The 23,374-nt window shown below is 63.5% G+C and carries 21 protein-coding genes; 15 read left to right on the forward strand and 6 right to left on the reverse strand.

The window, feature by feature from the left end; all coding sequences use genetic code 11:
* Positions 1–71: 71 nt before the first annotated feature.
* The 3 genes from BH683_RS23725 to BH683_RS23740 all read left to right on the forward strand — a co-directional run bounded on the left by BH683_RS23725 (position 72) and on the right by BH683_RS23740 (position 5,146).
* Positions 72–2,522: an AAA family ATPase gene (locus BH683_RS23725; RefSeq protein ID WP_084838760.1), complete on the forward strand. Its 2,451-nt coding sequence runs from the start codon at positions 72–74 to the stop codon at positions 2,520–2,522.
* Positions 2,523–3,083: 561 nt separating this feature from the next.
* Positions 3,084–3,542 carry a hypothetical protein gene (locus tag BH683_RS23735; protein WP_143696119.1) on the forward strand — a complete coding sequence of 153 codons (459 nt, stop codon included), beginning with the start codon at positions 3,084–3,086 and terminating at the stop codon, positions 3,540–3,542.
* A gap of 125 nt (positions 3,543–3,667) precedes the next feature.
* Entirely contained in the window at positions 3,668–5,146 is a 1,479-nt protein-coding gene (locus BH683_RS23740; protein ID WP_143696120.1) for an SIR2 family protein, read from the forward strand.
* Between the two features lie 39 nt (positions 5,147–5,185).
* On the opposite strand, the gene BH683_RS23745 is transcribed toward BH683_RS23740, so the two are convergent.
* Both BH683_RS23745 and BH683_RS23750 read right to left on the reverse strand, forming a co-directional pair.
* Positions 5,186–5,803: a uracil-DNA glycosylase gene (locus BH683_RS23745; RefSeq protein ID WP_084838762.1), complete on the reverse strand. Its 618-nt coding sequence runs from the start codon at positions 5,801–5,803 to the stop codon at positions 5,186–5,188.
* A gap of 42 nt (positions 5,804–5,845) precedes the next feature.
* Positions 5,846–7,150 carry a hypothetical protein gene (locus tag BH683_RS23750; RefSeq protein ID WP_084838763.1) on the reverse strand — a complete coding sequence of 435 codons (1,305 nt, stop codon included), beginning with the start codon at positions 7,148–7,150 and terminating at the stop codon, positions 5,846–5,848.
* Between the two features lie 228 nt (positions 7,151–7,378).
* Between BH683_RS23750 and BH683_RS23755 the strand changes: the two genes are divergently transcribed.
* Positions 7,379–7,969: a GIY-YIG nuclease family protein gene (locus tag BH683_RS23755; protein WP_084838764.1), complete on the forward strand. Its 591-nt coding sequence runs from the start codon at positions 7,379–7,381 to the stop codon at positions 7,967–7,969.
* Positions 7,970–8,014: 45 nt separating this feature from the next.
* On the opposite strand, the gene BH683_RS23760 is transcribed toward BH683_RS23755, so the two are convergent.
* Positions 8,015–8,461 (reverse strand): PASTA domain-containing protein, encoded by a 447-nt coding sequence (locus BH683_RS23760; RefSeq protein ID WP_084838973.1) that lies wholly within the window; start codon positions 8,459–8,461, stop codon positions 8,015–8,017.
* Positions 8,462–8,852: 391 nt separating this feature from the next.
* Here BH683_RS23760 and BH683_RS23765 point away from each other — a divergent pair, with 391 nt between their 5' ends.
* Both BH683_RS23765 and BH683_RS23770 read left to right on the forward strand, forming a co-directional pair.
* Positions 8,853–10,574, forward strand: coding sequence for a VWA domain-containing protein (locus tag BH683_RS23765; protein ID WP_143696121.1), 1,722 nt, complete (start codon positions 8,853–8,855; stop codon positions 10,572–10,574).
* Positions 10,575–10,591: 17 nt separating this feature from the next.
* On the forward strand, positions 10,592–11,383 hold the full coding sequence (locus tag BH683_RS23770) for a hypothetical protein (protein ID WP_084838766.1): 792 nt from the start codon (positions 10,592–10,594) through the stop codon (positions 11,381–11,383).
* 27 nt (positions 11,384–11,410) lie between these two features.
* Here BH683_RS23770 and BH683_RS23775 read toward each other — a convergent pair whose 3' ends face one another.
* Positions 11,411–12,568 (reverse strand): hypothetical protein, encoded by a 1,158-nt coding sequence (locus BH683_RS23775; protein ID WP_084838767.1) that lies wholly within the window; start codon positions 12,566–12,568, stop codon positions 11,411–11,413.
* 220 nt (positions 12,569–12,788) lie between these two features.
* On the opposite strand from BH683_RS23775, the gene BH683_RS23780 reads away from it, so the two are divergent.
* From BH683_RS23780 to BH683_RS23795, 4 genes are all read left to right on the forward strand, one after another.
* Positions 12,789–13,046, forward strand: coding sequence for a LuxR C-terminal-related transcriptional regulator (locus BH683_RS23780; protein ID WP_084838768.1), 258 nt, complete (start codon positions 12,789–12,791; stop codon positions 13,044–13,046).
* Positions 13,036–13,914: a hypothetical protein gene (locus BH683_RS23785; protein ID WP_168187109.1), complete on the forward strand. Its 879-nt coding sequence runs from the start codon at positions 13,036–13,038 to the stop codon at positions 13,912–13,914. The genes BH683_RS23780 and BH683_RS23785 overlap by 11 nt, the downstream gene beginning before the upstream one ends.
* A 49-nt stretch (positions 13,915–13,963) precedes the next feature.
* A complete protein-coding gene (locus BH683_RS28855; RefSeq protein WP_094647714.1) occupies positions 13,964–14,461 on the forward strand; it encodes a hypothetical protein in 498 nt (165 codons plus the stop codon).
* Positions 14,462–14,549: 88 nt separating this feature from the next.
* Complete coding sequence (locus BH683_RS23795; RefSeq protein ID WP_084838770.1) at positions 14,550–15,482, forward strand: hypothetical protein; 933 nt, start codon at positions 14,550–14,552, stop codon at positions 15,480–15,482.
* A gap of 38 nt (positions 15,483–15,520) precedes the next feature.
* Here BH683_RS23795 and BH683_RS29090 read toward each other — a convergent pair whose 3' ends face one another.
* Positions 15,521–17,644 carry a DUF4190 domain-containing protein gene (locus BH683_RS29090; protein ID WP_084838771.1) on the reverse strand — a complete coding sequence of 708 codons (2,124 nt, stop codon included), beginning with the start codon at positions 17,642–17,644 and terminating at the stop codon, positions 15,521–15,523.
* Between the two features lie 379 nt (positions 17,645–18,023).
* Here BH683_RS29090 and BH683_RS23805 point away from each other — a divergent pair, with 379 nt between their 5' ends.
* From BH683_RS23805 to BH683_RS23820, 4 genes are all read left to right on the forward strand, one after another.
* On the forward strand, positions 18,024–18,677 hold the full coding sequence (locus tag BH683_RS23805; protein WP_084838772.1) for a response regulator transcription factor: 654 nt from the start codon (positions 18,024–18,026) through the stop codon (positions 18,675–18,677).
* Positions 18,644–19,855, forward strand: a complete 1,212-nt coding sequence (locus tag BH683_RS23810; RefSeq protein WP_084838773.1) for an ATP-binding protein — start codon at positions 18,644–18,646, stop codon at positions 19,853–19,855. Before BH683_RS23805 ends, BH683_RS23810 begins: the two co-directional genes overlap by 34 nt.
* A complete protein-coding gene (locus tag BH683_RS23815; RefSeq protein ID WP_084838774.1) occupies positions 19,852–20,886 on the forward strand; it encodes a hypothetical protein in 1,035 nt (344 codons plus the stop codon). Before BH683_RS23810 ends, BH683_RS23815 begins: the two co-directional genes overlap by 4 nt.
* A 155-nt stretch (positions 20,887–21,041) precedes the next feature.
* Entirely contained in the window at positions 21,042–21,296 is a 255-nt protein-coding gene (locus BH683_RS23820; RefSeq protein ID WP_084838775.1) for a LuxR C-terminal-related transcriptional regulator, read from the forward strand.
* Between the two features lie 87 nt (positions 21,297–21,383).
* On the opposite strand, the gene BH683_RS23825 is transcribed toward BH683_RS23820, so the two are convergent.
* Entirely contained in the window at positions 21,384–22,190 is an 807-nt protein-coding gene (locus BH683_RS23825; protein ID WP_168187110.1) for an AraC family transcriptional regulator, read from the reverse strand.
* A gap of 121 nt (positions 22,191–22,311) precedes the next feature.
* Between BH683_RS23825 and BH683_RS23830 the strand changes: the two genes are divergently transcribed.
* Positions 22,312–23,346 (forward strand): ABC transporter substrate-binding protein, encoded by a 1,035-nt coding sequence (locus BH683_RS23830; RefSeq protein WP_084838777.1) that lies wholly within the window; start codon positions 22,312–22,314, stop codon positions 23,344–23,346.
* Positions 23,347–23,374 lie beyond the last annotated feature (28 nt).

The raw sequence follows: 23,374 nt of genomic DNA on the forward strand, positions 1-23,374 counted from the left end.
GAAACCGTAACGACTGATTCTGTCGGATCGATCTGCGAGAGTGGCAGTTCGGATAACGCTAAGGAGCGGCGATGACGGAGAGCGGCCCAACGGTTGAGCAGTCTCTGACCGAGGTGGTCTGGGACCTGCTCGATGCGGATTCCGGACTCGACGAGCACGCGAAGTATGCGGTGATCGCGGCCCTCGAGAGCGGCGAAGCATTGCGAGAGCAGATCGACGGCACTGCCGCTCCGGTGGAACGCCCGTCGGCTGACGATGCTGAGGTCGTCGAGCCGCTGGGGGCGTATCTGAAGTCGATCACGGTCGCCGGCTTTCGAGGGATCGGCCCGCGGGCAACTCTCGAGGTGTCGCCCTACCCGGGTATCACAGTGATCAGCGGCCGGAACGGTTCGGGTAAGTCGAGCTTTGCGGAGGGTCTGGAGTTCGCTCTCACTGGCCAAAGCTATCGGTGGCGTAACAAGCGAGCAAAGATGTGGGCCGACAGCTGGCGAAACCTGCATCAGGGCAACCCGTGTGAGGTACGAGTCGAGTTTGCCGTACCGGGCGCGAAGGTCACCACTGCCGGCGTTGACTGGGCCGACGGTGCTGACCTGGTGGGCAGCGATACCTGGACTCAGGTTGCGGGCGCAAAACGGCAACCGGGCACGGACAGTCTGGGCTGGTCGAATGCACTGGACATCTACCGACCGCTGCTGACTTACGACGAGATCGGGGGCTTGCTCGACCAGGAGCCGTCCAAGCTCTACGACGCGCTCGCAACACTGCTGGGGCTCGAGGAGATCCAAGACGCCGAGAAGCGCCTCGCGGACCTGTTGAGCGAACGCAAACAGCCCCGAGCGGTTGCGACCAATGCTCTGCGCGACCTCAAAGTCACTCTGCAGGGTGCCGGCGACGCACGTGCTGTGGACGCCGCAAAGCTGTTGAAGAAGCGGCCGCCAGATCTCGACGCGGTGACCGCTCTGGTGAGTGGCGCCGATTCCCCGCAGACGATCCTAGTGGCGAAGCTACGTGCAATCGCGGAGATCTCAGTGCCAGATCTCGACGATGTTGTGTCGGCGACATCGCTCCTGCGACAGAAGGAATCGAAGGCTCTGGCGCTTGCCGATCAAGCCCTCGACGCGGCTGAGCATAGGTCGACGTTGCTTCGGCAGGCGTTGAAATATCGCGACACGGTCGACGACGAGCAGTGCCCGGTGTGCGGCATGGGCGTGCTCGACGACGGGTGGAAGCAACACACACGAGATTTCCTGGCCATCGAAGACCAGCGGCTGAGTGACTACCGCACCGCGCAGACTGAGCTGAAGCAGGCGCGCGCCGCCGCCGAAGCGCTGTTTTCTGGGTTGGTCGCTGTCGCGCCGATCGACGGGGTCCAGCTGCCGTCCCTCGAGGCTTACTCGGCAGCGGTCGCCGATGCCCGTGCTCGGCCTAGCGATGTCGCTCTTGCTGACCACGCCGACCAGGTAATGCCGATGGTTGCCGAAGCTTTGGCTGAGCTACAGGCGGAGGCGACCGCCGCTGCTGCATCGTTAGAGGATGCGTGGGCGCCCATAGCAGTGAAGATCAACGGCTGGCTCAGCCTCGAGCACACCGCCCGGAGCAGCGACGACGTCGTCGCACGACTGGACGCCGCCAAGAAGTGGGTGACCGCTAACGCCAATGTGCTTCGCAATCAACGCATGCAGCCCATCGCCGATCGAGCGCGCGAGATCTGGTCACAGCTCCGCCAAGAGAGCAACGTCGATATCAGCTCGATCACCCTGCAGGGGGCGCGAACCCATCGGAAGGCCGTGCTCCAGGGCAGCGTAGACGGTCAGCCCGCAGCGGCGCTGACAGTCATGAGCCAGGGAGAACTGCATGCCCTGGCCCTCGCGTTGTTCATCCCGCGGGCGACCGCGCAAGCGAGCCCGTTCCGCTTCATCGTCCTGGACGATCCCATCCAGGCCATGGACCCAGCGAAGATCGATGGATTCATCAGTGTGCTGCGCACACTCGCCGAGAACCGGCAGGTCATCGTCTTTTCGCACGACGATCGCCTAGCAGCGTCGATCCGCCAGCTCGGCGTCCCCGCCCAACTCCTGGAGGTGACCCGCGAGACCGGGTCATCGATCACAGTCAAGACTGCAGAGAACCCGGCCAAGCGATACGCCAACGACGCCTTCGCGTTGGTCGCGGATGACAGCGTGGGCGACGACATCAAGCGGCGCGCCGCTCCCGGACTGTTTCGATTGGCACTGGAATCAGCTGCGCAGCAGGTTTTCTACGCGAAGCGTGCAGCAGCGGGCCAACCGCACGACGAGTCCGAGGTGGAGTGGGAACTCCACAAGAAGACGAATCAGCGCGTGGCACTAGCTGTCCACGGAGACGCGAAGGCTGACATCGCGGCATGGCGGTCGTATCGCCAACACCGGTTCCCGGCCCTCTCGATCAGTAACAAGGGCTCCCACGGTGACATCGCGAGTCTGTCGAAAGACGACGTCGGGGACCTGCACAAGACAGTCAACGACATTCTGGCGGAGCTGTGACGGGGTCTTCGGTTGCGCAGTTGTTGCGAGAGTCGGAACGGATCCTGAACGGCGCTACCGGGCCAGGTTCCGGCAACTCAGCGCGACTAGCCGCCTTTGTCGCCCGTCAGGCGGTGGAGGCACTCGTCGATGAGCGGCTGAAAGTTGTTGGTGCCGAGTGTGCGGGCGCTTCGATGAGGACGCGGCTTGCCATACTGCGGTCGCTCGACGGGGCAGAGCGGACAGCGAAGGTCGAGTTTGCGTGGAATCAGCTCAGCGCGTGTTGTCACCATCACGCGTATGAGTTAGCGCCCACGGTGGGAGAGGTACGCGTGCTGTGTGAGCGTGTGGTGGAGCTGGCAACACCAGCGGGATCTTCGCAGCCGGGTGCGAAGGTGTGAATCAGTGGAGCTCATTGCATGTTGTCGCGACTTCGGACTGTGGCGCCGTCAGTGCTCTGCGGATTGCTCACAATGCGTGGGAGATTCACACCCAAAGGATGAACTATCTACGACAACCCGTGCGACCTCAGCTGTCATAGTTGAATGCTAATTTCTAACCACCGAACGAAAGGTGGTGCCTTTGAGTCAGCGGCAAGAGCCGGTTGGGTGTGTCACAGTATTCGCGTGGTTGTACGTCATCGGGTTGGTGTTCTTCCTTGGTAAAGCGTTGTTGTGGGCAATGTTTGGACAGTATGGTGCAGGTTCCGCCGTTGCTGCATGGTGCGGGGTTGCAGGTCTGATCGGTGTGCGCTGGGTGTGGGTTCGTGCGCGTGCTGAGGAGAAGAACGAGTCACGTCCGGCCCGGCCTAGAAAGGCTGAACTGGAGTTAGACGAATTGTCTCTCGACGGAATGCGAGAAGAGTTAGACAGAGAACTGCGTCGATTGGCCTCAGTCGAAAAAGAGATTGCGAAGCTGGAGAAGCTCCGCTTCAGAACTGATTTCGAATCGAGCGAGCTCCGCAGGCTTCAGGAGAAGCGCCTCGTACACGACAGTCAGATCGAACAAATTGAAGACACAATTGAGGATCGCACCGAGTGATGCCCGCCACCACGCGTCACCAGCTGGGTGTGGTGACTAGGGCGACGTCATCTCAGCCGGTGGCGGATCCGTGAGTTCGAAGGGTGTTCTGAGACAACGTTCGGTGAGCACGGTAGTTTCGTCCAGTGACTGCGAGTACTGGCCATCTGTTCGTCGTTCTAGGACGCCTCGAAGCTATCGCTCACGATGTGGCGATCATTCCGACCGACACTGCCTTCCATGTGACCTCTGCGTGGGAAGGGATCGTCGGTGAGTCGGCGGAGCCGGCACGGCCCAAAGAGTGGCCGGGCCGTGGGTTCGAACCGAGTGCCAACAACGGCAAGGTCTGGTTCATCGATGTCGGCGACATCGCGTCTGGTGAGCAGGGCCTGTTGACCACCCGTGTGGCGGCGGCGTTGTCCGCAATCGCGGAGTCCGACCCGGTGATTGGCAAGGGACGCAAACGGCTCCGCGTCACTGTTCCGGTGCTTGCGACCAGCGGTGGGGGAATGGATTCCAGCAAAGGCGACGTCCTGGCGCAACTCATCGAGACGCTGACCGTGAATGCGGCCGAGCTCAGCATCGACGTCGTGCTGGTGACACCTGATCGCGCGATGTTCAGTGCAGCCCAACACCACCGACGAGAGCAGTACCGCTGGCCTTTGAATGATGCCGAGGTGCAGGACGCGGTCAAGCTAGGCAGGCTGGCGCAGCAGGGCCACCTCGCGTTGTTCCTGGGCGCCGGTGTGAGCATCGGGGCGGGTCTACCCGGGTGGGGTGAGTTGCTCAATGAGCTCGCAGAGCGTTCGACGGTCGAGGTTCCGGACTTGGCGAACTTCCCCGCGCTCGATCAGGCGCAATTGCTGGAGAAGCTGATGCCTGACCTTGGAGTGAAGGTCGCAGACATCGTTTCGAAAGTCACAACGCCGTCGTTGGCGCACGCGCTGCTGGCCGGGCTGGGATGCACGGAGGTCGTCACGACCAACTACGACCAGCTCTACGAAAAGGCGGTGCAAGCGGCAGGGAACGGGCCGATCAGCATTCTACCACGGGAAAAGGCTGCGCCGGAACGATCGTGGATTCTGAAGATGCATGGAGACGTCAAACGGCCCGAGTCGATTGTGCTTACTCGCCGACGGTTCGTGACCTTCGACGCGACCGCCAAGCCGGCCGGTTCGCTCTTGCAATCGATGCTTCTGACAAAGCACCTGCTCGTCGTTGGCGCATCGCTGACCGACGACAATGTGTCCCGCCTGACTTTGGAGGTTGATGAGTTCCGCAAGGCCAACAATTTGGCGGGCGAGTTCGGAACATTCTTGGATGTCTCCGACGACCCGACCCGCAAGCTGCTTTGGAGTAGTCAGTTGGACTGGATCAGTTGCCAGGGATCGGACACCGCCGACCGTGTCCGGCAGATGGAGATTTTCTTGGACGCGGTGGCCGCGCATGCGTCCACGGACGCTTCATGGCTTCTCGACGAGCGGTTCGACGGCCTGCTCGGACAAGATGCTCAAGCGGTCGCCGCTGCAGCGCGGGAGTTGTTGATCGCTGCTGGGAACGTTAGGGATTCGACGATGAAGCCGCTCGTGAACGCGCTCAAGGACCTCGGCGTAGGCGTTCGCTAGATTCTAAGGTCGTCAACACCGCCTCGTTACGCAGTAGCGCTAGTCGTTGAGCAGCGTTGATGCCTGCGCGACAGCCGATTCGAATCTTTCCCGTCCGCCAGCGGAATTGAGCCCACGATCTGAGCAGTGGGGGATCTTCCCGGGAAGAACGAGAATGTCGCGATCGATCGTGGCGCGGTCCCATCCGTCCCGTGCAGCGACCCCAAGCAGCAAGACGAACTCGACGCGAGGACACAGATCCACAAACTGCTCAGTCCACTGCGCGGCTTGAGAGCGCTCCGCAGGCGTCGACCCGCCATTCTTAGCTCCAGCGACAGGGAAGGGGACCACGTTCCAGTGAACTACGTCAGACCACGACACGTTGTGCCGCGCGTATGCCTCGCGGCAGTTGCGGGCGGTTCGATCGTTGTTATCGAGGCTCAGTAGACCGGAGCCGGTTCCGGCCTCTGCTTTCGTCGATGGATTGTCGAGGAGAACCAGTAACCGCGCTTTCACTCCGCCCTGGTCGGGGTCGACGTAGGGGACGTGACCTCGTGGAAGCCCCTGCGAGTCGGCAATGTTGTCGGCAAGACGGTTCAGCGGTGCGACGTGTGCGTCACGAATACGCGACATCTTGTCAGCGACGACCGCGGGATCGGCATTGCGACCGTTGGCCATCCTCGCTCCTATGCATTGGGGTTGGTTCGGTGTGAACGACTTTCATGCTGCAAGCGCAGGGAAGACGACAACCGATCCGTCCAGTTCGCGGACGATCTCGATCGCGACGTCCGGCTGAAGGCTGGCTGCGGTAACGGCCGGTTCCAAGTCGCGCAGCAGAAAGCTGGCGCGGAGCAGCGCGTCGACGTCGCCCGCGGTGAACATGAAGTCGCGCACGCCGTGGGAGCGATCTAGTTTGAGCTGGGACAGACCCGTCAGCACTGCCGCAATCCTCGATTCCAGTTCATTGACCCGTTTTTGGTCGCTCGCGAGTGATCGGACGAAGTTGTTGAAAGGATTGCCGGGGTCCGCCTGCGCGTGCTCAACGGCCTGAAGAACGATCACTCGCCTCTTGAGTGCAATGGCGAGCTCGGCGAGCTCGAGGTGAGCGCGGAACTCACCTCCCTCCTCATCGATTCCACTGAACGCTTTGCGCAACGGATTCAGCTCTGCCCGTCCGTTCTGCAGTCCGGCTAGACCCTTCTCCCAGTTCTTCAAGCGCGCTTCTGCATCGGCCAGCCCGATGCTGATGGCGTGCACGGCCGAATCCAGTCCAATAGAAACTCCAACCCGTCCCTGGTCGAGCAAGATGCCGGTCGCCTTGTCGATGGCGTCGCGGCAACCGTTGAGGACGCTCCGCTCACGTTGAAGCGCATCGTCGTGAAGTTTCTCGAGCAGGACGGTGATCTTCTCGAGTGCCTGTTGACGCCTGTGGTCGGCGTGCGCACTGACACCGACAGCAACGGCCATGAATACCAGCGGAGCCGCCACAGTCAGCGCACCGGCACTCGCAACGGTAACCCCCGCGGTGGCCGCTGACCCACCTGCGGCGCCGGCGGCCGCAGCTTGGCCAGCGACGGGAACGAAGGCCGCCTGCCCTGCAATGCCGGTCGAACCCATCAAGGCGCTGTGTACACCACCGGCAACTGTTTTTGAGGCCATGGGATTGACTACCCCGGCACCAACCTTGGCTGCGAACTTCGCGGGAACGACCATCTTGTAGAGGACTTCGCCGCCGATGTCGGCGGTTGCGGAGCTGGCCTTCGACGTCTGACCAATCAGCTGCGTGAGGTGCGTGGCCAACGGGCTCGCGCTGTCCAAGTGGATGCCCAGGCTTCGGTCAACCTTCGGAGGGAGCGGATGTGCCTCCAAGGTGGCGACTGGTGAATCGGCCATCGCCGCGAGGACAGTTCGCAACTCGTTGAGGCGCTCGGGGGTCATAGATAGGTCGGCCACGAGCGTAGGCACCGTGACGTCCTGGGTGGCCAGGGTCCAAACCGGAACTATGTTTTCGTCGCTGTCGACCATCGTGTGCCTTTCTCGCATCGATCACTTGCGCTGAGGTTATTCGAGCACGGTGACACCGCGCATCGCCGGCCGGTCGCAACGACGATCGTTTGCAAAAGTATCGATTCCGGCGACGCGTGGTTGCCTGCACAATTGAGGGCTCATGGCGACGCGATGCACGGCCCGGCACCTTTATGAGGTTCCTCGAACCGCATCATTCATCGGTCCTGGCCGATACGGTGAGAACGCATGAACCAGCAGGACTATCTCGAGCACTACCTCGCGGCCCGCACCTATCGCCGCGAGGAAGTACTCGTGAAACCGTATCCCGTTCCACCTCAGCCGGGCGTCTACGGCTGGTGGTTCAAGACCTTGCCCGCAGACATCGACGTCTCGAACTGCATCCACCGTGACGACGGACTCGTGCTGCTTTATGCCGGGATCAGTCCGAGCAAACCGTCTTCGGCCGGGGTAGCCAACAAACAGAATATCCGTCGGCGGATCAAACTGCACTACGCAGGGGACGCCTCGGTCTCCACACTGCGAAAGTCACTGGGATGCTTGATGTCCGAAGAGTTGGGTTTACACCTCAGACGATTCGGCCCCAGAGAACGAATGAAGTTCGGTGACGGCGAAGCTCGGCTGTCGGAGTGGATGGCCCACAACGCATTTGTTTCGTGGATCATCCACCCCGAGCCTTGGCTCCTGGAGGACCAGCTGATCGAGACCGTCGATCTACCGCTGAACATCGATGGCGCGAGCAGCCCCTTCCGGCCAACCCTGCGAGCTACCCGCAGCGCGGCCGTCGCCAAGGCAAGAGAGCTACCGGTTATCGCTTAGTGAGGCCGGAGACCAGCTATGCAGGCCGAGTCGGCACCGTCCCGATCAGCACGCGCTCGTCTCACCGATCTTCACGACGGACAACACCGCGTCACCTTCGGTGATCGCGACACCCGGTTCTGGAGACTGGCTCACAACGACCCAGTTGCTGTCGTTCACCTGCATGCGTCCCTCGCCGGTAGCGTCTTCGCTTCGGGAATAGAAGACTCCGTTGTCCTGGATGAGGTTCTGTGCGGCCTGAAGATTCATGCACACCACCGCCGGCATGATGCCGCCCGCAGGTGCTGCGGTTGTCGTTGTCGGTGCGACCGGCGCCGGTGCTGCTGTCTCGGCGTTGGTCGTTGTCGTCGGCTGAACCGTCACGGTGCTCGGCGCGACGGTGACCGTCGAGGCCGATGACGTGGTCGTGGTGGTGGCTTCCTTGTCGTCTGAGCAGCCGGCCACTCCGGCGACCCCGAGCAGTAGGACGGCCGCGCCAATACCGCTGACCATCCACGACCGCCTGGTCTTCCGGTGCGGTCGCCGAGTCGGCTGATCAGCATTCGAATCGTGCGACGGTGACGGTGACGGTCGTGTGTTCATGGGGCAACTCTCTGTCGAGGAAAAGCTGAGGGGGTGCACACGCCCCGCGGTACGGCTCGTTGGACGGGGTGCGCCGAGACATGTTGGTGGGAAACCTTGTCGCGGATCGCGATTCGATGCCTGAAAGGTATAGCACGCGAGAGTGGCAGCGCCGTGGCATAGCCAAGCGCAGACGCGCTTCCATCGCTGACCTGATGTTCAGCGCGAAGACGTCGTAGATCGAACTGCGCCAGATAATTCTAGGGTCCGCTCGTACGATCAGACGATATCGGTGGGCTGGTCAGGTTGTTAGCGTCGGCTAGTGATTACGCGTCCGCTGCTGCCCGTGCGCCCGAAACGCGTGATGTGGTTGACGCTTGCGGCGATCGTCATCCTGCTGTTGTCGGCATGCACGTCCGCAGATCCTGGCCAAGCGGTGCCTGATCAGTCGAACGTGGCACCGAAGATCACCGCCGACATCCCGCCGACCGCGCTGGTGATCGATGCTTCCGACTCGATGCTGACCGACGATGCACCTGGATTGCGGATAGATGCCGCGAAGCGGGCGGCGAACACTCTGGTTGATGCCCTGCCTGCCGATTCCGAGTTGGCGATCCTCACCTACGGGACCGGCACCGGGAACAGCCCGGCCGAGTACGGTGCCGGCTGCCTCGATGTGACGGAGATTGTCCCGCTGGGTGCGCTTGATGTGGCGGGTTCACACGCCGCGATCAATGAGCTTGTGCCACGTGGCTATACCCCGATCGCCGAATCACTGCGACGGGCAGCGGCCGTGCTGCCGACCGACACAGCAGCAGCGATCGTGCTGATTTCCGACGGCGAGGACATCTGCGCTGACCCTCCGTGTGAGGTCGCACGTCAACTAAAATTCGACCATCCCGAGCTGGAGATCTCGACGGTCGGGTTCAAAACGCAGGGACAGGCCTCGGCGGACCTGAAGTGCATCGCTGACGCCACCGGCGGTGTGTTTGTGACCGCCGCGAACCCGGCTCAGCTCGAGGCACGTCTGCTCGCCACCCAGAACTCCGACGCCTCGGCAAGCGCACTCAACGGTGACACCCTGCAGGGCATCACTTTGGGCCAGACTTTGGCGGATATCAGGTCCCTGCACAACGACTTCCCGGCCGGTGGGACTCGGCGCGGCGATCAGACGATCATCGTCTGGGCCGACTGCGAATGGATCTTTGGTCCCGACGGCTCACTGCAGGAGATCAACCCGGGGGACACCGCGCGGACCATCGATGGCTTGACGCTGGGTGACACCGTCGCTGACGCCATCAACCTCTACGGCGACCCTGTCACCGACACGACCGACGGCTCCGGCCGCAGCCTCGTGTTCGCGGCTCAACCGGACAGCGACATCGGGTACCGCATCGGGGCCAACGGTGCCGGCAGCACGGCAATCATCACCTCGATGGTGGTGTGCCGCTGCGTGCCGGGATCTGGTCGCACGGGAGCGACCGCGTCGACGATCGAACGGCCGTTCACCCGATCGGGAGGAACGGCGCCAGGGTGGCTCAAAGACACCACCCGCAACAGTTACGGCTACTTCGGCTGCGACGCCGCGAGCGTCCCCGGCGTCGTCGATGACGGGATCTATTGGTGCTCAGGTTCGTCCGGAGACGGGCAAGGACCGTGCGCTCCGACCGTGGGGTCGAACTACGTCCTGTGTGTCACCGACCCGTTCACCAAAACGCTGAGCCTGGTGGCTCCGACAAAGCCACTGCCCGGAGCGAAACCCGTGGCCACATCACCCGAAGTCCCACTGGGACTGGTCCTCGCTGACGGCACCCAGTGCCGTTACGTCAAGAACCGGGGCGTCGCGCCCGGAGGCGGCCGGCCGGGGTGGTCAGCGCCCTACAGCTGCGGTGCCCCGCGAGACCAGGTCTTCGTGTGGGCGGCGCAAGGCGCGGATCCGATCGAACGCACCGGTTCAGGGTGGGTCGTGCAGGTCGGGGGACCTGATGCCAACGTCCGCCCGGTGTCGGTGACCGAAGCCGTCTACATCGGATTTGCCCCATGACAGGAGTTGTTCGACTCATGACACATCGCTTGCTCCCGGTCCTCGCCGCTGCTGCATTCTGCCTGGCCATCACCGGATGCACGCAGAGCGTGGACGGTTCCGCCGGAACGGTGGTTGCCGGCGACGCAGGCCCCAGTGCCGGCGGATCCGTGACCGCCGACGCCGCTCCGCCGATTGATCCGTGCGAGGGGACGACGGGATGTCAGTATGTCGCCGATGTGGACGTCGATGGTGATGGTGCCACTGATCAGGTCGGGATTGCGTATGGCCCCGGCGGTGTTCAGGTCATCGCGGGTATCAACGGTGAGCGGTACGAGTGGGTCCAGCCGGCGTCGTCCGGTAGCCAGGTGTATACCGATCCGGCCGAGATCTACCGTGGCGCTTTCGCTCTGAGTCGCGCGCAGGGTGCGGATATCGCGGTCCACTTGGTTCAAGGTGGCGGCAACGCCGAACAATTCGCGGTCGTCAGCTGGGATGGAAATGAGTTGGTGGCTCTGCCCCAGCCACCTACCGCCGACCGCACCGGTCTGAAGACAGAGGGCATCTGGTACCTGGGGTCATCTCACGGCCGCCAGGACTCGATCGCATGCCGCGCGCCCGGTGAACTCACGGTGAACCGGCTGACCGCCGCCACACAGGAAGGGTCGCCGGTACCGGGTGGAGGTCGCAGGGAAGAGAACTACTACCTGTTCAGCGGTGGTCAGTGGCAACCGAACGGGTCGGATAATGTCCCTGATACGACCTTCAGCTACAGCTGGGACGCACACGCCAACGCGTTCTCCTGCGACGATTTGGGAGTGGCACCCTGACCACGATGTGGCGAGCGTCGAAGCGTCCTACCTGACCTCATCGAGCCGACTCGTCAGCACCACCAACCGCAACGCCTCCCGGAGGCTCTTGACCGTCGCCGACCACGCCTTCTCCTCGTGCTCGCAAGCAGCCGCCTCTTCTTCGTCTTCGCGAACGAGCGCGTCGTAGATAGAACTGCGCCAGGACAATTCCTGCTCCTCGCTCACCCGCAGGTACTGGAGGATGTCGTCCCGATCGAAGTTGCAGATGGTCGCGATCTCGTGGGGCGACAGGGGACCGTGGTCGGTGTCGTCGAGCTGCAAGATCACCATCAAACCGGCCGGCAACCCTCCGTCGGTCACCTCGACGTCCGGGGTGGCCTGAGCGACGACCTTCGCGACCTCACTCGACCCAGCGGTGAGGAAATTGAACCACTTGATCAGCGTCGACCGCAGCACCGCATCGGTGAAGACCGTCGCGTCCATCCGGATCGACACCCGGACGTGGTTCTCGCGCAGAACGAACCTGATGTCTGGCCACTTACACGAGTAGGCCATCAGGGCTTCGCTCACCGTCGCCGAGTCCTGCACGTCGACAGCGAGATTGGCGAACATCTCGATCACCGGATCCTCGGCATCGACGCACAGCCACGACGTCTCCTCGTTGACGGTGAAGATGATGTCCCCGCCGTCGTCCTTGTTGGGCGCGGACCCGGTCATCCGCTCGACCGCGTCGTTGACGAGCGCCCGTAAATGCGCCTGGCCGGTCGGCTGAACAGCGAGGATAGGCGTGGACGGGGGTGTCTCGTGGACCGTGAGCAGGAATGCCGGGTGCACCACCTGCCACAGCTCCTGCATCACTACGGTGGCCGCGTTCACCACCACCTCGATCTCGTCGCGCGGCCGCTCGACCTCGCACTCGTCCTCGCAGATCGAGTCCCACTCGAGCTCCATCAGCAGGGAGAGTTCGGCGTCGTCGATCTCGCGTTCCAGTCCGAGCAGGGTCGGACCGAGTACGCACCGCACCTCATCGTCGTCGGTGACTGTGAAGAGGACAGCAGGCCCGCTGCCATCCAGGGCGGCGTTCGGCGCACTCACCCGTACCGTGTCGGAGGCCTGCAGTCCGGTCAGCCGGGTCGTCAGCTCATCACGGAATGCTGCCCATCCATCGGCGGCGGAAGCGTCGAAGTCGAAGATGTTGGACATCAGGCACCTCCCTCTCTGTTGTCGGTGGGGAAAGGGTAGCGAGGGGGTCTGACATTGATGGGCCATCAACCGCACCGCTCGACCATGCGTTCGAAAAGACATGCGTGTAAGTATAATCACCAGTCGCGCAACGGATTTCATTGTCAGACCCCCTCGCTAGGTTCGCCTCGTTGCTGACGGCCGCTTCCCGGCTGTCGACGAAGAAGAGATCGGATCCGTGATGTACACAATGGACGAGACAGCCCGGGCCACCAGGCCGACGTTGAGCGAGCGCGAGGTCGAGGTCCTGCGGACCTGGTTGATCTGCGATACCAAAGAGGAGGCCGGCCGCGCGCTGTTCATCGGTGCCGCGACGGTCAGCACCCACATTGCCCGTATCCGCGGCAAGTACGACGCCGCGGGTCGTCCGGCCAACACCAAGGCCGCGCTGCTGGCGCGGGCTCTGCAAGACGGCCTCATCACCGTTGATGAGCTCTGACCCGGTGGGCGATCGGTACGAGTACTACGCCGTCGGCGCCCCGCGGCCGCGGAATCGGCCGGTGCTCACGGTCGTGTCGAGTCCGGGTGCGGCCGGCGTTGTGGCGGCCGTGTGCGTGGCTGCCGCGGTGGTAGCGGCTTCGATGCTGCACCTCGGCTTCCTGCTCGCCGGGGCATTCCTCGCGATGATCGTCCTTGCCGCCGGCGCGTGGCTTCGTGAAGGCCTGGAGAATGAACACGCCTCCGACAAAAGGCTTCTGGTGGAGTCGGGGTATCTCGTTACCTCTGCAGAAGTCTCGGAGTGTGACAAAAAGGACCGCAAGCTCGTCGAGAAAGCACGGTCGGCGGTCTCGGTGATCACCTCGTCGGAAGCAGCAACCGGCGGGTGGCTCGGCGACGTCGACTTCACCGCCGATCTGTTCTGGATCGCGTCATCCGCGGTCGAGGCCAGCGCGATGCAGGAGCTGATCACCAAGCTGAAGCCGTCCCGGCGAGCGTCGGACCAACAAGCTGTGTCAGATGGCAGAGTGTGGCTGGACGCCCGCCGGAAGAAGCTCGACGAACGGGTCAAGATACTCGAAGATGCTGCCAAACATGCACGCGCTGTGGATGAAAGACTCAGGCGGCAACAGGAGACCTCGGCTCGTCTAGCGCTGCGTGACGAGGAATCCGCGCGCATGGCCAGTCTCCGGACTCGGTTGGTGGGGAGTGAGCGTCCGAACTTGGTCGAGCCGGGCAACGAGGCGGTGGAGGCGATTCGTGCCAGGGCTGAGGCGTTCTACGATGTCGACGCGATCAATCGGCGCGTGGCCGGTGACGACGTCGTCGACGCCGGCGGCGTCCTCGGTTGGCTTCGCCGACTACTGTGATCCGATCGTATGATAGGCCGCGGACCTGCGGCGCTTTACGCTCAGACACATGCGATTTCAGCTCAAACCGCAGCACGTTGCGGGAGCTCTGGCAGGGCTGTTCATCCTTCCTGTGCTCTACATCTTCATGGTTCAAGGTGTGGAGTCGTCGACGGAGTATTCGATCAGCTACTCGACGGGGGAGACAAGCACTGACTCTTCGAGCAATCTGAGCAGTCAGATCGGTAAAGCCCTCCCATGGTTGATCTTTGCGTTGATCTTCGGTGCCATCGAACTCTGGGCTCGCAAGACCAATGCAGGTTGGCCACCGGCGTTGACAAGCGCTCTGGCCGGATTGCGTCAGCCGGCCACGAATCCTTCTCCCGGCGGCGCCATGCGATTCAACCCACCACCGAACTGGCCTCCCGCTCCTGCCGGCTGGACACCCGCGCCGGGGTGGCAGCCGGACGCGCACTGGCCTCCCGCTCCGGCCGGCTGGCCGTTGTGGGTCCCGGAACCCGAGACCGGTGATCCAATGGCGCCGCCGTCGTTCCCGCCTCGTGGCTGACGCCCGGCACCGCAGCAAAGTTCGCACCGTCGCAGTTGACCAGGCTACCGGGCGAAGCGTGTTACGGCCGGTTGATTCGACAGTTCCGGTGAACGGCACGCATTCACGCACAGCGGCGCTGAGCATCCTCGTGCTGGCGATCGCCGCTGTGCTGGTGGCGGGATGTGGGAGCACCGGGTCGGGAGGGTTCCGCGGTCTCGGGTTCGACGGCGTCCGAGGTGCTTTCGTCGGTGGTGGCTGCGCGACCTATGACGGGCCGAACCCGTCCGTCGAGGAGTTCACGGCCACCCGCATCGAGTTCGCGAACAAACAATTCGACCTGACCGAGAAGTACGAATCCGACTCCACCGGCACGTCGCGCGAGGATTTCGTCGATCTGATGGTTGCCGAGGACTATGCGGATGTCATCGCCCGAGTTCCCAGCGGCGGCTTCGCGGAGTACACAGAATTGCTGTGTGACATGGCGAAGTCTCAGGAAGGGTTGACCACTGACGTTCAAGCCGCTGCCCTGGAAAACCTCGAGGCCCTCAAGTCGAATCCCGAGTACGCCGACGTCGACTTCGAGGCGCTGGGCAGGGACGTAGGCGCACTGTTCAACAGATACCCGATTGTCTCCGTGGTGAATCCGCTGATGCTCTGCGATCTGACCCAGCAGAGCGGCTCGACGATGACCGAGGTCCTCGAAGACATGGCGGTCAGTCAACCGGAGATGGCAGAACTCAACGCCAAGAGCCTGCAGATCATCTGCCCAGATCTGGTCGGTGACATCGATACCGACTACTCCTCCGAGTCCGGCGCGTGCGTGGCAGAAGTCGATGGGGTGACCGGACGAGTGACGATCACCGGCGGCGACATCGACTGCGCCTTCGCGAAAGCGATGATCGCCGAACGAGACGGCGACATCGGGTACTTCAAGGGTCCGAACGGGCAATCCTGGGCATGCGGCAGCGGCGACATCCTCGCCGACTACGAGTGCTACTCAACGGCAGGCCCAGAGCGGTTCAAGTGGGAGTCCAGCTGATTTCCACCACGTGGGCCAGGATCTGCTAACAGTTCGAGCTACCAGCCGCCTTGGAGAAGGCATAGCACCACCACGGAACTGCCACTGCCCGTTCGGATCCATTGCCCCGCGCACGTTGACGGATCGTCGGTGATACTCGAGACCTTGTTGGTGGCGTAACTGGTCGAACACGTGGCCGTTGTCGCCTTGAGTGCGCGCGAGCCGTCTGTGTTCGTCGTTCCGAGATACTCAACGTGCAAACAATCTCCGACCTCGGCATTCCGGATCACCCCAGAGGTACCGACTGCTGTCGTCAGCGGCGGGGTGTACACCGTCGTCGTGGGAGTTGACGTCTCGTAGTCGGCGCTCGCGATGCTGTCGTTGGTCGAATTGAACGCTGCGATGAGAACGATCCAGGTCGCCACCGCAATCGCGGTCAGTGTGTACCCGATGACCAACCCGCTGACGGCGAGTCCACGACCGCGCTGACCGGTCCTCGCGATCTGATGGATTGCGAGGTGGCCGAACACGACACCGAGTGGTGCGAACACGAAGCTGCTGAACAGCGCCGAGATGGCCAGCGGGTTGTTTCCTTCTGAGTGTGGAGCCTGGGGATACAGGCCGCCGGCGCCGGGCGGGCCTGAAGCTGCGAGTTGCCCAGGGCCGGAGTAACTGTGGGGCGGCGTCGGGAAGTATCCGCCGGTCTGGAAGGCCGCGTCAGGTCGCGAGCGGGTGCTCGCATCGAGAATCCAGGCGAGCAGGATTCCCATCATCACCGGCCAGAGATCAGAGATGGCGAAACCCCACCAGTGCCGAAGCATCGGATATGCCCAGTCGTTGCCCTCGTCTGAAATCCAGATGATCCAGGTCCACAGGGCAGATGCGCCCGTCGAGAGCGGAACGGCCAACAACCAGAGCGCGCCCCGGCGTCGAGCGATGCCCCACGCGGTTACCGCACCTACGGGTGGTACGACTGCCATCGCGTACAGCCACACGTCGTATCCGATTGACGAGAGGTCCGCGAAAGTGACGAGATAGTTCATCCCGATCATGAGCGCCAGGGTGAGAACCGCGATGAGGGTGGCAGCGAGTCGACGCCCTGGTCGGGCTCGTACAAGAACAGCGACGACCAGCACCAAGGTCGGGAGCGACCAGAGCAGTGGCCCGAATACGTCTTGTGCAGTCCCTGCCAGATGCTGCGACGCAGTGTCGTTGATCCAGTACACGCCTATGACAGGGAGCAGAAACGCGGCACTGGCGAGTGCCCCGAGAATGCCATTCGGATTGGCGGTGGACCCAGGAGGCTGTTGTTGCCAACCGGTGGGCGGCTGCGATGGCCAGATCGGTGGCGGCGGTGCCTGGTGAAACGGGATCGGGGCCTGGCCGGGCGGGTTGTTCGGTGCCTCGTGCACTGGCGACGCCGACTCTGCGCGCGGCGGCGCGCCACCCTCGACGGGTGTCCTCGGCTGCGGTATCGGAGGAACCACCATTGTGCGGGTGGGCGATTCGGCCGCGCGGGTCTGCGGGGCAACTGGTTGAGCCGGTTGTGCGGCAGGAGATGATTGTGGCGGTGACGACTTCAGCAGGCTGAACGGCGCTGGATCGCCGCCTGGGCTCGCTGGAGGCGGTGCGGCCGGAGGTGGCGCGAATGAGCCAGGCGGACTCGGTGCCGGGGCGTGGTGCTGCAGCGGGCCCGGCGGAGGGAAATATGGCGAGCCCGGCGGCGCCGGCGCGAACGCGACGGTGCTCGACATCCGGATTACGAATCGTGCCATCACGACAGTGATGAATCCGTACGCGGCAACGAGTGCCACGAAGATGAGCAGTTGCAGTGCGAGGACGCCGGGACTTTCGAGGTGCTCACCGGTCCATCTCTTAGCGGCTTGGTCAGTGGACAGTCGTGCGATTGACCCCCAGACGCCACCCAGGGACATCAGCGTGGCCACCAACGCGATACCCCACGTCGCGAAGTTGTGGGCGAGTTTGGTTCCGAGAGCGATGAAGACGTAACCCAGCAGGGTCCACAGACCATAGAGGATCAAGGTGATCGCGAACGAGGACGTCGTGAGATTGAGGATGACGCTCACCACGAAGACCGCGGCATAGGAGAAGTAGACGAAGATGTCGGCCTGGGTGGCCCGCAGGTGCGCGAAACCCGGCCCCCGGATCAGATCACCGCCCATGCCTCGAAACATCAATCGTTCGACACCACGACCCGGATTCATCGCACCTACCTGAGCTGAGCCACAATCCGGCACGGCGCCGGTGGTTGCATGGTCTCAGAGAAGGTCACGGCTATTCGTACTCCGAACGTATGGCTTTGTGTAGTACGAACATACGAATGATCCGGCGTGACTGAATTCGGCCCCCGAGCACCTGAGTACCGGGCTTCGAGTTCCATATGTTCGCATTACACAACACAGCGAGAGATCGTGCGAGCCTGTAATAGTCCCTCCGGTGCAGGTGAAAACCTGGACAGTGAACGCTATTGCGGCCAAATAGCGCGTTTTCTGTGGCTGTAGGTCAGAATGTGCAGATGCATTGTGGTGGGCGGCCTGCTCGGTGAGCGGTCGTGGAATTCTTCGGGTGGGTGTGATCGACGACCATGAGTCGGTCGTCGAGGGGTTGCGCACGATCATCGAGGAGGGCGACAACATGACCTTCGTCGGGGGTGCGGAGACGGTGGAGCAGTTGTTGCAGAAGGTCGATCGCATGGATCTGGCGGTACTGGACCTGAGGTTGGCGGATGGATCGTCGCCGCATTCCAATGTGACGCGTCTACGGAAGGCGCGGATCGAGTCCCTGGTGTACACGTCGGGCGATGAGCCCTTTCTGGTACGCGAAGCCGCGGCGGCGGGTGTACTCGGGGTCATCCGGAAATCGGCTCGCAAGGCCGAGATCCAGGAAGCGATCCGGGTCGCCGGGTCCGGACGGCAAGTGGCGTCAGTGGATTGGGCCGCCGCGCTGGATTCCGATCCGGGATTCGTCGATCTGTCGCCGCGGCTACGTCAGGTGCTGGAGTTGTACGCATCAGGCGAACCGACCGCACGGGTGGCGAAAGAAACAGGCTTATCGGCAGACACCGTCAGCGATTACGTCGACCGCATCCGCCGCAAGTACCGCGATGCCGGACGGCCGGCACCGACAAAGACAGATCTGTACAAACGAGCGATTGAGGACGGATGGTTACCGCTTCCGCGTCGTTTCCGTCGGTAGTCGAGACCGGCGACGATGCGCAGCCGGCCGGACACCGCATTCTTCAGCTGTTCTCGCTCTTCGTCGGCGGCGGCTACCTGTTCTATCTCGTGCTGGTCGTCGGCAACATCGGCCAGTCGCTGGATGTCATGGCCGCCTGGTGGACGATCACTGCGCTCATCCTGATCTTCGGGACGGGCCTGGCCATGGGGGCGTTCGCCCTCCGGAGCAGCACCGCGGTCCTGCGGAGAACGGCGGCGATCGCAGCGATCGGATACGTGATCGCGTTGGCGTTGTGGCCGCTGGCTTGGAATGGCGGACTGATCGCCAGCGAGCGGGGCATGTGGTTCTCCCAGTTCAGTGGACTGCCGGCAATCGTCGCGGCGGCCGCGTGGCGGGCGCGGTGGGCGTTCGCCTATCTCGCGGGCGTCACCGTCGTCGTTCAGCTGATCAACCACGAGGTGCGGGCGCCGGAGTTGAATGGCCCGGTGTTGCCGGAGATCGCCTGGTCTTTCGCCTTCTGCATGATCCCGTTCGCCGCGGCGGTGATGGGTATCCGTACTGCGGGGATCCTCGACGCCACCAGGGAATCGGCCTACGCCGCGGCAGCCCAGGCGGCGGCGACGCAGGCGAGGGCGTTGGAGCGAACACGGTTCGATGCCCTCACCCACGACGGCGTGATGTCGACGTTGCTCGGCGCCTCACGCCAGGGCGCCTCCGCGCGACTGGCGCAGCAAGCCGAACGCACCATGGCCGACATGGACAACTACGACGGCCAACCGTCTGGGGAGGATGCCCCGTCGGCGAATGCGACGGTCGCTCAGTTGCGTGGTGCGGTCGTTGACGCCGATCCGACTGTGACCCTGGACGTCACCCGCTCCGACGACGCGGAGTCGTATCCGCTGGAGGTGGTTCTCACGATCGCGGCGGCCACCTCAGAAGCGGTCCGCAACAGTGTCCACCACGCCGGCGACAACGCCGGCCGAGTGGTCATGGCCGTTCTCGAGGCCGACTCGCTTCGCGTCGACGTCATCGACGACGGCGTCGGGTTCGACCCCCGCAGCGTGCCCCCACAGCGCCTGGGAATTGCCGTGAGCATCCGGGGGCGGCTCGCCGTACTCGACGGGGGAAGCGCGACGGTCGACTCCCACCCCGGACGCGGAACCCGGATAGGCATCTCCTGGACGCGGCCCCGATGACCACCACCAGTCGCGAGGCGCCTCGCGACATCACGGCGATCCTGGGCATGCACACCCCGGCAGCCAAAGGTGTTGTCGCGGTCTATATCGTCGCCATCACGATCGTGGCTTTCGAAACACGGCAGGGGATAACGACGTTCTGGCCGATCGCGCTTGGGCTCGTCGTACTGGCAGCCGGCACCATCGGACTCATCACCGTCCCCGGCGATCCGCTGCCCGTACCCGCAACGATCTGCATGGCCTCGGCCGGTGCGATCGCCTCGGCCCTGATGCTGTGGGTGATGCCCGTGCCGCTCGAGGTTCCGCTGCAGGCGTGGACCCACGGAGCCGGCACCACGATCCTGTGCTTCATGTCAGTGCGGGGACGGTGGATCAGCGCGTGGTGGGGGCTGCTGGCCATGGCAATGGTCTACGGGCTGTGGGGCGCTTTGACAGACCAGGGTTTCGTGTTCGGCGCAGTCATGGTCGCCATCGATGGCGGGCCGCTGGCAATGGCCACGCTGCTCTCATTCACGTTGCGGCCCAGCGGAAAAGCGGTCTTTGCGCTGCGTGACGCGGCCACCGCACGCATTTCGGCTCTGTCGGCGGCCCAAGCGGCAGCAGAGGAGCGCGACGCTCGGCTGCGGCAACTCGACGAAGTTGCGCGTCCACTGCTGGAACGCATCGCAACCGCCGAACAGTTCACCGCCGAGGAGTCCGAGGCCTTTGAATTGGTGGAGGCCAACCTCCGTGACCGGCTGCGGGCGCCCGCGCTGACCACCCCGGACATCGATGTCGCAGCCCGCGTCGCGAGAACCCGCGGGGTCGAGGTCATCCTCATCGATGACCGCGGCATGGACGCGACGCCGGAGGAAGTCAAGGGCGCGGTTCGTGCCAGAATCGCTGAGACTCTCAGCGCCGCAGAGAACGGCGACGTCTGTGTCCGAGTGCTTCCACCGGGCCGCGCGGCACTGGCGTCGATCTACATCCACGACAGCATCGGAACGCGTCGCATCACTTTCGATCACGATGGTGCCGAAGTGCAGAACTAGCCGCTTCTTGTTTCCGCGGCTAACGGTGCCCCCATCTCTAGTGGCCCCCGAGTGCCCGTCTATCGGATGCCGGCAAATGGCAATAACTTCGAGGTCAGACCGACAGTCGATCTGGCGGCTGTCGACCACAACGATCGGACCCCACCGTGCACACGATGAACGACACTGTTGCCGACCCCGCGACGGTACCCACGCTGAGCGCCAGGGAAGTCGAAGTGCTCCGCACCTGGTTGATCTGCGACTCAAAGGAAGCCACTGCGCGGACCCTGTTCATCAGCGGGGCAACGGTCAGCACACACATCACCCGGATACGTGACAAATACGATGCAGTCGGACGTCCGGCGGCCACCAAGGCGTCGCTTCTTGCCAGGGCACTACAGGATGGGCTGATCGGGGTCGACGAGCTCTGATCGGACTGGACAAGCCCCAGATCCAAATCCCCTCGTCGGCTGTTCGGCCGAGCTCTCGGCCTCTTGTTCCCGCGGGAGACGACGCGCTCACACCAAGAACCGCCGCCGATACGCCGCCGGTGTCAGCCCGAAGTTATTGCGGAACGTCTCGATGAACGAACTCGTCGTCCGATACCCGACACCGGCTGCGACGTCTTCGACAGTGTGACCCTGCTTCAACAGCGTGAGCGAATGGTTGAGCCGGGCTCTGTTGCGCCACTTGCCCAGTGACGCACCTGTCTCGTTGATGAAGATCCGGGCGAGGGTCCTGGGACTGATCTGCACGAACTCCGCGAGTTCGACGAGCGTGCGCTGATCGGCGGGATCGGCGAGAAGCGCATCCGCGACTGTGGCGGCCCGACGGTCCCGGGGGAGGGCGAGGGTGTCTTCGCGGACATCGGACGTCGCGATGATCTCGGTCAACAACTCGCGGGTTTTCCGTCGCTCCGCCCGCGGACGGTCCAGATCGCGAAGGTGATGGACCAGGGTGCCCATCAGTGGGCTGGCAGCGACCACGTGCGGCTGGTCCCATCGATCACCGGTCGGCCGGAGCCGAGTGTCCGCGAACAAGCACATCAGCTCGCCGTCGCCGAGCAGGGTTGCCTCGTGCGTCACCTGCGCGGGGATCCAGGCCATGTGCCCGTGATGCAGACTCAGATTGCGCCCGCCGAACCGCACGTCGAGCCGTCCCTCGCGGGCCCACATGAGCTCGTCGGTGTCGTGGCGATGTGGCTCGAAGTGCAGCCCGTCGTTGGACACGTCGCGCGTGACGAAAAAATCTTCACTTGACTCGTTTGCCGTATCGGGTGCGGCGGTCGCGGTATTCGCGGCCAAACGATACGGATTTTCGGTCATCGAGGTGTCCATTTACCCATCTCCACGGCCGGATTGCCGTATTTCTCTGCAGCGGAAGTTAGGTTAGCCTCATCCCCTGAGCCGGGCAACAGAACCGCCTCGAAACGATGAGGAGTCACCAGTGTTCAGCACCCGGAGAAGGCCCTACTACGTGTTCGCAGCGCTCATTGTCGCTGTCGTGATGGCGCTGGTGGGATGCAGTTCATCCAGCGACGACGATGGCGGTCCGTCGGGGGCGAGCGATGGCACCTTCCCTGTGGTTGTCGAGCACTCTCTCGGTGAGACGGCCATTCCGCAGCGCCCGGAGCGGATCGTCGCTCTCGGAGCCGGCACCGCCGGCGAGATCCTGTACGCGCTCGGTGTCGAACCTGTCGGGCTCGAGGTGTTTCCCGGCTTCGGCGCGGCCAATGAGGACGGCGTGCAGCCGTGGGTCGAGCCGCTGCTCGACACCGACGTCACCACCCTGCTGCCGTCCGGAGCCAAAGGCATTGAACAGGTGGCGGCGCTCGAACCGGATCTGATCCTGCTCACCTACGGCGAGCTCGACGAGGCCACCTACAAGCAACTCAGCCAGATCGCACCGACGGTTGCATCCCCGCAGGGGCAGTGGGAACTGGATTGGCGGCTCGAGCTCGAAACCATCGCTCGCGCAATCGGTATGACCGACGAAGCGGTCGCCCTGGAGGCGAAATTGACCGATGGCATCGAGCAGGTCAAGGCCGATCATCCGGAGCTCGCGGGGGTGAACTACACCTTCGTCGAGGTTCACGACGCGGGGCTGTGGCCGTACCTGACCGCCGATCCTCGCAACCAGCTGATTCAGGAGCTCGGGTTGGTGTCCTCGCCGGGTGTCGTGGCACTGGACAAGAGCACCGACGGCGCCTTTGTCGGCGACATCTCCCTCGAACGCGCCGGCGACATCGATGCCAACGTCATCATCGCCTACCCGTCGGCGGGTGACGCTCAGTCCCTCTACTCGGTACCGGTCTTCAAGGACCTCAATGCCGTGCGCCGCGGATCGGTTGCCTTCTACGGCCAAGAGCAGGACATCGTCTTCCTGGCCTCGCTGCAACCGTCACCGTTGACCATTCCGATCTCGCTCGAGCGGGTGGCGACCGACGTGTCGGCCGCGCTCAGCTCGGCGTCGAATCAATAGGGTTCAGCCAGAGCTGATTGTCCGCAAT

Source organism: Williamsia sp. 1138 (assembly GCF_002095435.2).
GTDB lineage: Bacteria > Actinomycetota > Actinomycetes > Mycobacteriales > Mycobacteriaceae > Williamsia.